An 11,237-nucleotide genomic window follows, 5' to 3' on the forward strand; every position below is an offset into this window, starting at 1 on the left:
GCAGACAATAGGAGATGATAACTAATAACTTATATGCGGTCATGCTTCGCCCTCTTCCTTGCGCCAGATGCACCCCGAGGACTAAAGTCCTCACAGATTTTACAAGGTTTGTAGTGAGGACTTCAGTCCTGCTTTTTCCGAGAACAAAAGTCCTCACTACGAACAGATTTTATAAGGTTTGTAGTAAGGACTTCAGTCCTGCTTTTTCAGTAGTTCGATCGCTCAGACTTGAATTCTGATTTTCCTCAATCAAGAACTTAAGATTCCTTACGGGGAATTTTCCCACTCAGGGGTAAGCTGGCGGAAATTGTATTTAGACGCGCCGGGGTGACAAGTAACGCAACTGCTGATATTTGCTGGTTGCGCCAGCTTGACTCTGGGGTGCAAAGCTTTGAAGTAGCGAGAGGTGGCGACTCGGTAAGCTAGTTCTTCGTCTTTGGCTTCGGGACGGGAAAAAGTTTGCAGGTAGTTCCACACTAGCAGCCGGGGCGGGTCTACTAGGAGTTTCAAGGTTTGTCCGTAGTGTTGGGAATCTTGCAACAAGCGGCGCCAGGTTTCTGTTGGCAATACTTGCGGGGGTAAGCCGATGTGACAGGTGGCGCAGTTTTCTAGGTAGAGTTGCTGTCCGAGTTGGTAGCGTTCGGGGATGCGATCGACAGTGCCATTATCTTCAATAGCAGACACTTGAGCAAGTCGCGCTGGAGTGTTGGAGTTCGCAGTCTGGGCTGCCACCCATCCGCCTCCTGTACAGCAGACAATTATCAACACCAGCAATGTTGAGTAAAGCCCCCGCAAGCCACGAGAGCGATACTTGGGGGGAGTTTCGTGATTCATTCTGTTTCTGCGTTCTGGCTGCTAATTTCTGCGGTCTGGAGGAGTTTTTTCCCAGCCCGCATGGATGGGTTTTCTAGATTACTGGTATGCTCATGCCTTCGCGGGCCAAGCAGCTATTGGCGAATGCTGCCTGCACGTCTGCTTCGACGCGATCGAGAAAATTGTCGTCGTGACCGGGATCGTGGTGAAACATCACGATCTTTTTGACTCCCGCAGCTTTCGCTATTTCTACTCCGGCTTGCCAAGTTGAGTGTCCCCAGCCGACTTTTGGGTTTTTGAAGTCGTAATACTCTTCGTTGGTGTAGTTGGCGTCGTAAATCAGCACGTCTGCGTCGCGAGCTAGGTGTACTACATTTTCGTCCAGCCGATCGGGAAAATGCTCTGTATCGGTGCAGTAGACGGCCGTGTGTCCCTCCCAGGTGACTCGATACCCGATCGCGGTATTCGGGTGATTGAGCAATGCCGTTTCGACTTTCACATCGTCGAGTTCGAGAATATCCCCTGGGGTCAAATCGTTAAATTTGAGGTCTGACTGCATCACCTGGATGGGGACTGGAAAATTGGGGTGGTGCATTTGATCGGCAAGACGCTGTTTGATTGTAGTGCCGTTGGGGGCGATCGCTCCGTAAATGTGAAAGCAGTTCCCCGGGATAAAGGCAGGAGTAAAGAATGGAAATCCTTGAATGTGATCCCAGTGAGTGTGGCTGAAAAACATATGGGCTTCGACCGGCATTTGTCGCAGCAGGTTGAGGCCCAGAACTCGCAGACCGGTGCCACCATCAAAAATCAGGCGTTTTTTCCCCAAGCGCATTTCTACGCAAGAGGTATTACCTCCGTAGCGAATTGTTTTGCTGCCGGGGGTGGCGATGCTGCCCCGCACGCCCCAAAACTGAACGACAAACTCGGTCAAAGGACTATTTTCCATACTGGCTTTCTGATCGGAAGGCTCTGGAGTGGTTTGAGAGGGTGCGGAATCTGGCATCTTTTTTAGGTTTGGGCGCAGGAACTTGGGAGTTGAGATCTTAGTGTTTAGTTTTTAGTGTTTAGTTTTTAGCAATCCGTACTATAAAACGCTTTATAGAAAACTATCCGAGTACCAAACCCGGAAATCAGACTTACCGAACACTTGGGTTGTTAGAAGCCTCAACCCGTGCGCGATCGGTTGCTGTAACAGATATCACGCTTTAGAGACCATTTTTGCACCCTGTGGGCTGCCCGGCGTGCGGAACTGTCCTGAGATTAAGATAGCGTTGATGTCAGTGTTCGGGTAAATTTTCCTCAAAAGTAGAACGCATTCGCCCGCTTGCTGAGAATTTGCGCTTAATCTTACTCTATGACTAGGATTTTTTTCAAGATTGTGCCGGGGGTGGCGGTTTGAGGAATTCCGTTCCGGTGACTGGGGATTCACCAATGATTTTACATTCTAGCCACCCCCTCCTCGACTGCACGTCCTAGACGCGGATCGGTTGCATTAAGTTCGGCTTCCTGAATTGTTACTCGGGTTGCAGTCGAGGATGCAGGCGCTTGGAACCTATTTGCGATCGGCTGCGATGCACTTTTCGACTAACGGCATTACTAGATCGACATCTTGCCAACCCAGAATTTCGGTCACTTTTTTCTCCAAATTTTTGTAGGTTCTAAAAAATTCGGCTATTTCGTCCAAGCGGTGTGGGGCTACGTCTTTGAGGGACTTATAGTGAGCGTAACGGGGGTCTTTGTCGGGAACGCACAGCAGTTTTTCATCTCTGTCGCCTCCGTCGATCATTTCCAGCATTCCGATCGGACGGGCCGCGATGATGCACCCTGGAAATGTGGGCTCGTCCATCATCACCATGCCGTCGAGGGGGTCACCGTCATCGGCTAAGGTGTTGGGTATGAAGCCATAGTCGCAAGGGTATTGCACTGAGGCATAGAGCACGCGATCGAGTGCAAAGGCTTGCATCTCTTTATCAAACTCGTATTTGTTTTTGCTACCGGCGGTAATTTCGATCAGGACGTTAAGCAGTCCTGGTTTCGGCTGTGCCGGAATTAGCGATAAGTCCACAATAATATCTCCAACTTAACAGATGATCGGGGATGAGTGCTACTTGCCAAATCCCTTTCATAGCATTTTACGGGCGATCGGGATCGATGCTGCATAAAGCTGGATACAAAGCGGGGGAGTGCGAGAAGATACAGCGGACGGGCGGGACATCCCACGAACAATAGATTGGACGGGCGGGACGCCCATCCCACAGTTTGAGAGGGGAATGGTTTGTTTGGGCGATCGAGATATTTTCAGAACCAGATATTATTTTTCCCCTCTGTCAAAGTTTTTTTAATTTTCAATCCCAACCACTGGCTTAGTTCTGTTGCTAACCATGTGATTTCTGATTCACTTAGTCCCTGGTTTTCTCCTAGTTGATATTTTTGCTTGCCAGCTTGAATAAGCATCTGATAAATGTTGGAATTGTATTGCCTAATTTCCAATTGACAAATCTCCTGTCTGGACATCGATCGTGGATAATTCCATTTCAGCCCTAGAAGATTGCTGGTATAGGAGATTTGATGCCGATCTATTCTAACACGCAATTCCCGAAATAATGCAGAGAGAAGTGTTACTACTACAGCAGCTAGTAAACTTCCTGATAGCATAATCAACGAATTCCTTAATAAATTATTGATTACCGATAGGTAATTGGAACCACCTATCCTTAAAAGGATATTTGCAGCAACCGCAGCCGAGAACCAGGCAATCAAACTAAAATCGACTTCCTTAGGTGGAATTATAATTTCTATAAACTCCGAATTTTTTGTGAGTTTAATATCGCTTTCTGGCGGTTGCACTACAAGAGGATTCTTTTTGATTTTGTTGATAGCACAGGGATTTTCGTCGAGCGATCGGAATGCTTTATCAGCCGAAGATAACCGTTTTTCCAAGCTCGGTTCGGTCATCCACTCCAGCCAATGAATCAAATTAGGATTGAGGTGCTTCGCGCGATCGGCAAATTGAATTTTCAAATCCTGCTGCGATAGTTCCATGGGATGCAAACCCGTTACCAAATAAATTAAAGTTCCACCTAAACCGTAAAGGTCAGAAGCCGGAACCGATCGCCCGCCAAATTGTTCCGGTGCCATATATCCATAAGTTCCGACTACTGTAATTGTGCCGCCAAACTTTGCAGCTTGGTTCTGCACCGAACCGAAATCAACTAAATAAACTTGTCCGACACTATGGCCGGATCTGCTGTGTAGTAAGATATTGCTTGGTTTAATATCGCGGTGAATAACAGGCGGATTTTGCTCGTGCAAATACATCAAAATTGCTAATAGCAATTTAGCTAATTCTTTCACCTCACTTTCGCTAAAAGTACGCCCGCAGCGCAAATGTTCTTCTAAAGTTCTTCCCTCTACATAAGTCTGTACCAAGGCAAAGCTTTTACTGTCTGGTTCGTCAATTTCCAGGTAGTCGAGGTGCCGAGGAATTCCTGGGTGAGAAAGTGCTTTTAAAGTTTCCGCTTCCCTTTCAAATAGCTTGAGGTCTTGCCATTCAAAATCGCTACCGAGGAAGAGCTGTTTGATGACAACTAATTCTTGAGTTTGTAAATCGCGAGCCAGCAGCGTTTGGCGACCGGTTTGTTTTCCCAGTATTCGCTGCACTTCATAGCTTTCTGCTAATATTTTACCAGTCATGTTTTATTACCTTTATTTCAATACGGTTCACTTAAGATGGTCATTGCGAGGAACGAAGCAATCACAGTATCTATTTTTCATGAGTTTTCCCTCTTGTCATCTCTTAAGTTAACCGTGTTGACCTTTATTTTAATTTGAAGCGAGCGTCGGGGTTCAGAAATCGGTTTTTTTAGCGAGTCTGGCGGTTACAACGCGTATTTTCGTAAAAACCCGGTTTCTAGAAGTCAGAGTGCCTAATTCCTGTAAATTTTAGATTATAGTCCGCTTGCTTTTTGATACCACCGGGCAATAGACTTGCTAGCTGTCCCCATTGACAGTCCTACAATTAGCGATATTGCAAGTATAAAGCTAATTTCAGACATGGAAAGCTCTCCATCATTAATAATATTCCACGTCCCTTCATCCTTCCAATCCTCCATCATCGGCCACAAGAAAATACTGGTCGCCGAGGTAAATGTCACGATACTAATTGCATTTAAAACCTGTCGGTGAAGTTTGGGATTAGTTAGGGGGGAAAACCAAAAGCACGTCACAATTGCTGCGATTATTCCATTCGCTAACGCCAGAGGCAAGGCGAAAAGAACGCTCCAGAATCCTCCGATAAAAATTTGCTCCCAAAACCCCATCGCAATGATGCTTAAAATTATTACTGCACAAGCTCCTATAGCTTTAGTTCCTGTCGAAATTCCGACCTCGATCGCATTCCAGAACAATTCGTCGGTACTCACAATTTTCCCCTGTCTCACTGGCCGGGAATATTTATCTATTTGCTGCGGTTTTTCCAGAACTTCTTTGGCAATCTGAACTGAGGCGGGACGGCGTTCTAAACTGGGATGCGTCATCCACTTCAGCCAATTGCTAAAACCGGGACTTAATTCCGTGAATTGCTCGAATTCAATCCGCAAATCTTGCTGTGGCAAATCGGCTGGATGCTGCTTGGTAATTAAGGCGATTAATGTTGCTCCCAAGCCGTACAAATCGGAAGCTGGAACTGCTCTCCCGCCAAATTGTTCGGGCGGCATATAACCATAAGTTCCGACAACGGTGACGGTTTTTCCCTGTTGCGTGGCTAGGGTTTGAACAGCACCAAAATCGACTAGGTAGACTTCACCGACGCTATTGCCCGATCGATTTTTGAGCAAAATATTGCTGGGTTTAATGTCGCGGTGAATCACCGGCGGCTGTCGCTGGTGCAGGTATCCGAGGATGTCTAGTAATGCTGTGGCTAATTGTTTGACCTCATTTTCGCTGAAGGTGCGGCCGTCTGAGAGATACTCTTGGAGGGATTTGGCTTCGATATAAGTCTGAACTAGGGCGAATCCTTTGCGGCTGGGTGTGTCGATTTCAAAGGAGTCGAGATATTGGGGAATTGCAGGATGGGATAGGGATTTTAAGGTTTCGACTTCTCGCTGGAACAGTTTCAAGTCTTCCCAGTTGAAATCGCTGCTGAATGACAGGAGTTTGACTACTACTTGCTGTTGGGTTTTTAAGTCGCGGGCTAGTAATGTTTGCCGTCCGGCTTGCTTGCCTAGTCGCCGTGAGCACTTATACCGATTTTCTAATATTTCTCCTAACAAATCCCCGATGTTTTGTCCGCTCATGTTCACCTGCCACTGAAGCGATTGAACCCAGCTTAGCTGGCCAAGCTGCAATTGTCTGCACTTGTTTAAGCGATTTAGATCGAACCTGGTGGTATCGCAATTAATATTACCCACACTCAGGAAACGGCACGTCCAGTTTCCCTAGGAGCGATCGGGCTAGGGAAACGGCAATGCCGTTTCCTCCTAGCGAGCTCAGAGTGATTGTTTTGGAGTACGAACGCCGCACGATGCCTTGTCCGACATTGCTACGGCAAAAAACTTTTTTTTGCCAAAGAACCAGCGCCTTTAAACACCATAAAAATGCCCCTGATTCAAGCTTAAATTTAACGTTGAATTTGCTTGTAAATTGACTGCACTACATCTAGCATGGTCATGAGTTGGTGCCATTCGGGAGCGTCTGGTTGGTAGCTTTTTGCCCGCTGAGTTTTTAAACTCTGGTGCAATAAATTCAGCAGCGTCTCTGGAGACTGAAACGAGTTATCATCTTCATCTTTTGGGCTGGAGGCTGCATTTTCTATGGTTTCTTTGATGCTTTGTGCCTTATCTGCGAGACTCAAAGCTCTGCCCGCCATGTTTTCTGGCATTTTGGGCCGTTCCGACAAAGACTGGCGGGTCAGTTCTTCGAGCAGTTGGCGGACTTGAGCCACCCATTCGAGATCGTTTACCGAAAACCAATCAGATTTAAACCCTTGTCCCTGTGGTCTTTGCTGAATGCTTTGTAATTTTTGGAGCAGGGGAAGAGACTTTTGAGTGATGTTTTCGGGGATTCTGGGGATATCTGACAGCGAGCTGCGGGCAATCTCTAGCAATAGTTGGTAAACCTGATCTACCGACTCAATATCTCCCGATTGCGAATTCCAATTATCCATAACTGATGCTAGTAGTTTTCTATATCTAAGACTAGAACGTTAGCTTTCTGCTGAAAGCAAGCTGCTTTTAGGAGGCGCCAAAGTTATTAAGACTTACGGGCGCGGGGTAAAAAACCCGGTTTTTGAGTGGATGTTAGGTCGCCTTTGCCCCAGATTTTTCTTAAAAACTGGGTAATGCTGGCGCAAGTCCTAATTTTTTTTGGAAGCTCTTCTGAAGGTAGAAGTGCTGTGTTTGTTGTCGCCAAACACCGCACAATGCGGGTATCTGGCGGTGGCGAGGCAAGCGATCCCAAGTCCGGTTATCTAACAATCATACCTGCTGGAGCTGATTTAAAATTGCCCCAACAGGATATTAAGGTTAATTGATTGGAGGGGAGGTGCACTCCCGATCGCGATCGCCCCCTCCGCACCGGGTACCGCTGCTATTTTTCTTTGAGATTCCATACGCCGTCCCAGTTTAGTACGTCGGGAGGGCTGAGCTTATATAACCCGCAGCGATCGACGTGCAGTTTAGCTGCCTTGTTTTTGGGTTCAATGTCCAGAACAAGGTTAAATTCGCGTTCTGCGTCTCTAAAAGCTTGCTTGGCTTTTGGTTCTAAGACTTTCTTAAACTCGCTGAGGAGTTTTTTCACGCGATCGAGTCCCAGATTTTCAAATTCCTCCTCTAACATTTCTATCACTGTCTCGGAGGCTTTAATTTTAATTTTAGCCTGCAATAGCTGCCTGATCTGTGCGGGTTTCAGCCTTTTAATTTTAGGATTTGATGGTTCTAAGATGTCTGCTTCCAACAGTTTTTTAACCTCGCCCTCTTGCAACGATTGAATATCGTCTGCTGATAGCTGCTTGATTTTGGCTTGCAGCAACATTTTGGCTTCATCTTCCGAGAGGTTTTTGAGACCTTCCAATTTCAACAGTTGGATTTCTGGCTGCAACAGCACGATTAGTTTATCTGCTTCAGACAGATTTTTGGGATCGTACTCTGACAGCTTTTTGAGTTGATATAACAACTTCTTTAGTTCGTATTCCAACTGTTCCTCGACACTGTAGGAAAGTTTTTTGATTTCTGTCTCCGGCATTTGGGCGACATCATCTAAGATATTTTTCACCTCACTGTCAGATAGTCTGTGAGTGACTGGCGTCTTGTAATGTTCGCGACCCTTATTATAATGTTCTACAACTTGTTGCTGTTTTTCGGTTAGTGACTTGCCAATGGGCGAGTATCCTTCTTTGATGCCGACGAGTTCGTAAATGATAACTGGTTCGCTTTTGCCTTTGACGGTAATGAAGTCGAGTTCCCGCACGTAGACTCTCTCGTGATAATGCTTGTAGGTATTGTCACTAATAATTAAGTCAGTTCCGTACTGCTTGCTGGCGCCTTCTAAGCGAGAGGCGAGGTTGACGCCATCTCCTATAGAAGTCAATTCCATGCGTTTACTTGAGCCAATGTTGCCACTGACAACTTGATCGGAATGTATGCCCATACCAATACTGATGGGCAACTCACCATTAGCTATACGATCGAGATTGAATTTATCGAGTTCTGCTCGCATTTTCACTGCCGTTTGCATCGCGCACCAAGCATGATCTTCTAGGGGCGCCGGAGAGCCGAAAACTGCCATCAGAGCGTCGCCGATGTATTTGTCGAGAGTGCCTCCGTACTCGAATACGACATCTACCATCACTTCAAAATACTTGTTGAGCATCACCACCACTTCTTCAGCTTGCAATTTTTCCGTAAGTGTGGTATAGCTGCGAATATCTGAGAACAGCACCGAAACTTCCTTGCGCTTGCCGCCCAATCCTGTATCCCCTGAAGCTAACAGTGCTTCGGCTACTTCTGGGGTCATGTAACGGTACATCAAGTTTTTGACTTGCTTGGCGCTGCTAATATCTTCCATGACGACTAACGCGCCGTTGACTTTGTTGGGATCGGTAGCATCGGTCATTGAGTTGATCGAGAGATTGATACTCTGCGATTTTCCTTCACAGGAGAGCAAAACTTGATCGGGGTAATACTGCTGGCGATCGTTATCGTCTTCTGGAGACAAAGACGCATCGAACCACTTGGCAAAATCGCCTTTTTCTAACTTAATTAACTCGCGCAAAGATTGGCCTTCTGCTAATTCTGCCTCGCTGACACCGAGTAATTTTTGGGCGCTGGGATTTGTCGCAACTATATTGCCTTTTTTATCTGTAGAAATCACGCCGTTAGTCAGGGCGTGCAGCATATCTTTTTGTCTTTGTTCTTGCTGTTTGACTTCTGCAAACAGTTTGGCATTTTGCAGGGCCACTCCTGCTTGGATGTTAAACGACTGCATAAAGTCCAGGTCGTTTTTATTGAAACTCGCTTTCCACTGTTCGGGGGCCTGAGGCCAATCTGCCGGGTTGTAGGGCGGGAATTCTCCTTGTCGTTTTTTGTTGACTAACTGCGTAACTCCAATCAATTTGTTGTCGGAGTTAAACACTGGCATACACAGCATACTGCAAGTGCGGTAGCCTGTTTTTTGGTCGGTATCTCGCGAAGTTTTGGCGCGGGGGTCGTCGTACACGTCAAAGGAAATCAGCAGGTGTTCGCTGGATTGGGCGACGATTCCTGCAAAACCGGCTGTTCTGGGTATGCGAATTTCTGTAAGTGTGCCTTCTTTGTTGGGAAGTTTCGTCCACAGTTCATCTTTATCTTCGTCGATCAGCCAGAGGGTGCTGCGATCGGCATTCATGAGTTCTTTGGCCTGATCCATGACCCTTTTGAGGGTATCTTCTAAGTCGAGACTGCTCTTAGAAAGAGCGTTTACGGCATTCATCAGCGCCGTGGCGGCCCGCTGTCTCTGAGTTGCTGCGTAGAAAGATTTGGAGGATTCTAGAATTAGGCGAATTGAGGGAGCAAATTCATTGAAAACTCGTTCGTCTTCTTCCGTGAATCCAGCCCTGTCGATTTGTCGATCTAAACTAGCGTGATTTTGGTGATCGGGTTTTAGTTTATTAATCAGTTGAACGACTGCTACTAACTCGTTTGTTTCTTCCTTTAGCAGGGGCATTGCCAGCATTGTATAAGTGCGGTAGCCCGTTTTTTCTTCAACTTTTTTGGCGTTAGCCGATCGCGAATCGTTGTAAAAATCGTAAGGGATGTTAACCACTTTTTTCTCGGTGGCTACTTCTCCGGCGATGCCCACGTGGGCGGGAACTCTGATTTCTATGCTTTTGCCATTTTCGTCTTTGGCAACTTTTGCCCAGAGTTCATTTTTGTCGTCGTCTAATAAAAATATCGTAGTGCGATCGGCATTGAGCAATTCCCCTGTTTTGAGGGTAATCGACTGCAACATATCGTTGAGGATAGCGTCAAATCCCTCGCTCTCCAGGATGTTATCGAGCATTCCCAGGGTTTGATTGACAACCTTAAGTTTTTCTTCTACTTCCTTAACTGCTGCTACGGAACTTTCCTTATTTAGGTGAGCAAGAATGTTTGTGACTCCTTGGCGCGGGATAATTGCACTGCTGCTGGTAGGGGCAGGAGCAACCACGGGTTCGGGAGAGGGAGAAGGCGTAGGGGTAGAGTAGGGTTGATTATTTTCACTGCTGATAGGAGTGACATCTATCACGTTGTCCAGAGAAGAGTAATTTGTGGAAGATGCAGGAGGATTCATAGACCTTTACAGAAGCTTAAGTGTAAGGGTTAGTCTAAGCTAGGACAGCGGGCAAGTTCATCTTTTGAGTGAGACAGGTCGCACCTGACTCAAGTATGTGTGAAACTATTTCCCAGTTTACAGAAGTCCGGGCCTAGGGCAAGGGAGGTTCAGTTGGCATTGCTGCTCAACGGCTAGTGATACGGTAAAGCAACGGTGTGATTGCTGGAATCTTTTTAGAGATTGCGAATGGTGTTTTAATGGTTTATTAACTGATTTTGGCATTGTGCGCCCGGTTGAATTAGGTTTGCCCTATTCCAGAGATCGCCGACACGAACAGGAATGCGTGCTGCGGAACTGCTGAAAAACGGATGGCATTGTAGGATTAGCCGCAATTGTGACACCACCCATTGTTGGTGATGTGTGCCCTTCTGTACACAATTGTGGTTTTTAACTAGAATTTCTGTCAATTTTGCTGCTATACCCTTGCATCCCCAGACTTTAGTCTGGGGGCTGCGAGCTTTTTTTGTAAGATTGGCGGTTTTGAACCTCCCCAGGGCTAAAGCGACGGGGATTCGGGCCCACCCAAAAGGGCGACAGTGGGACATTCAAATATCCCTCTAGACCCTCAAGCTTGTGGC

The 11,237-nt window shown here is 46.6% G+C and carries 9 protein-coding genes; 2 read left to right on the forward strand and 7 right to left on the reverse strand.

All coding sequences use genetic code 11. From position 1 onward, the window contains the following. Nucleotides 1-267: 267 nt before the first annotated feature. From JGK11_RS30850 to JGK11_RS30860, 3 genes are all read right to left on the reverse strand, one after another. Nucleotides 268-834, reverse strand: coding sequence for a diheme cytochrome C (locus JGK11_RS30850; RefSeq protein ID WP_293214232.1), 567 nt, complete (start codon nucleotides 832-834; stop codon nucleotides 268-270). 73 nt (nucleotides 835-907) lie between these two features. Next, complete coding sequence (locus JGK11_RS30855; protein WP_293152460.1) at nucleotides 908-1,816, reverse strand: MBL fold metallo-hydrolase; 909 nt, start codon at nucleotides 1,814-1,816, stop codon at nucleotides 908-910. Between the two features lie 549 nt (nucleotides 1,817-2,365). Continuing rightward, entirely contained in the window at nucleotides 2,366-2,878 is a 513-nt protein-coding gene (locus JGK11_RS30860; RefSeq protein WP_293152463.1) for an inorganic diphosphatase, read from the reverse strand. A 32-nt stretch (nucleotides 2,879-2,910) separates the two neighbouring features. On the opposite strand from JGK11_RS30860, the gene JGK11_RS30865 reads away from it, so the two are divergent. Next, the gene (locus JGK11_RS30865; RefSeq protein WP_293186843.1) at nucleotides 2,911-3,042 is read left to right on the forward strand and encodes a hypothetical protein; all 132 of its coding nucleotides are present in this window, start codon (nucleotides 2,911-2,913) and stop codon (nucleotides 3,040-3,042) included. A gap of 69 nt (nucleotides 3,043-3,111) precedes the next feature. Here the strand turns inward: JGK11_RS30865 and JGK11_RS30870 are convergent, their stop codons facing one another. The 3 genes from JGK11_RS30870 to JGK11_RS30880 form a co-directional block, all read right to left on the reverse strand. Continuing rightward, the gene (locus JGK11_RS30870) at nucleotides 3,112-4,506 is read right to left on the reverse strand and encodes a serine/threonine-protein kinase (RefSeq protein WP_293214235.1); all 1,395 of its coding nucleotides are present in this window, start codon (nucleotides 4,504-4,506) and stop codon (nucleotides 3,112-3,114) included. Between the two features lie 254 nt (nucleotides 4,507-4,760). Beyond that, a complete protein-coding gene (locus tag JGK11_RS30875) occupies nucleotides 4,761-6,107 on the reverse strand; it encodes a serine/threonine-protein kinase (protein ID WP_293193626.1) in 1,347 nt (448 codons plus the stop codon). A gap of 323 nt (nucleotides 6,108-6,430) precedes the next feature. Then, nucleotides 6,431-6,976, reverse strand: coding sequence for an inorganic pyrophosphatase (locus tag JGK11_RS30880; RefSeq protein ID WP_293186846.1), 546 nt, complete (start codon nucleotides 6,974-6,976; stop codon nucleotides 6,431-6,433). A 174-nt stretch (nucleotides 6,977-7,150) separates the two neighbouring features. On the opposite strand from JGK11_RS30880, the gene JGK11_RS30885 reads away from it, so the two are divergent. Continuing rightward, entirely contained in the window at nucleotides 7,151-7,342 is a 192-nt protein-coding gene (locus JGK11_RS30885) for a hypothetical protein (RefSeq protein ID WP_293186847.1), read from the forward strand. 56 nt (nucleotides 7,343-7,398) lie between these two features. Here the strand turns inward: JGK11_RS30885 and JGK11_RS30890 are convergent, their stop codons facing one another. Further along, nucleotides 7,399-10,617 (reverse strand): adenylate/guanylate cyclase domain-containing protein, encoded by a 3,219-nt coding sequence (locus JGK11_RS30890; protein WP_293186848.1) that lies wholly within the window; start codon nucleotides 10,615-10,617, stop codon nucleotides 7,399-7,401. Nucleotides 10,618-11,237: the final 620 nt, after the last annotated feature.

The organism is Microcoleus sp. PH2017_34_RAT_O_A (assembly GCF_020737885.1).
Taxonomy (GTDB): Bacteria; Cyanobacteriota; Cyanobacteriia; order Cyanobacteriales; family Microcoleaceae; genus Microcoleus.

What these genes read in the sequence shown, in the direction of transcription:
- JGK11_RS30850 (WP_293214232.1), bottom strand. Translation starts at nt 834, where the DNA reads ATGAATCACGAAACTCCCCCCAAGTATCGCTCTCGTGGCTTGCGGGGG.
- JGK11_RS30855 (WP_293152460.1), bottom strand. Translation starts at nt 1,816, where the DNA reads ATGCCAGATTCCGCACCCTCTCAAACCACTCCAGAGCCTTCCGATCAG.
- JGK11_RS30865 (WP_293186843.1), top strand. Translation starts at nt 2,911, where the DNA reads ATGAGTGCTACTTGCCAAATCCCTTTCATAGCATTTTACGGGCGATCG.
- JGK11_RS30870 (WP_293214235.1), bottom strand. Translation starts at nt 4,506, where the DNA reads ATGACTGGTAAAATATTAGCAGAAAGCTATGAAGTGCAGCGAATACTG.
- JGK11_RS30875 (WP_293193626.1), bottom strand. Translation starts at nt 6,107, where the DNA reads ATGAGCGGACAAAACATCGGGGATTTGTTAGGAGAAATATTAGAAAAT.
- JGK11_RS30880 (WP_293186846.1), bottom strand. Translation starts at nt 6,976, where the DNA reads ATGGATAATTGGAATTCGCAATCGGGAGATATTGAGTCGGTAGATCAG.
- JGK11_RS30885 (WP_293186847.1), top strand. Translation starts at nt 7,151, where the DNA reads ATGCTGGCGCAAGTCCTAATTTTTTTTGGAAGCTCTTCTGAAGGTAGA.
- JGK11_RS30890 (WP_293186848.1), bottom strand. Translation starts at nt 10,617, where the DNA reads ATGAATCCTCCTGCATCTTCCACAAATTACTCTTCTCTGGACAACGTG.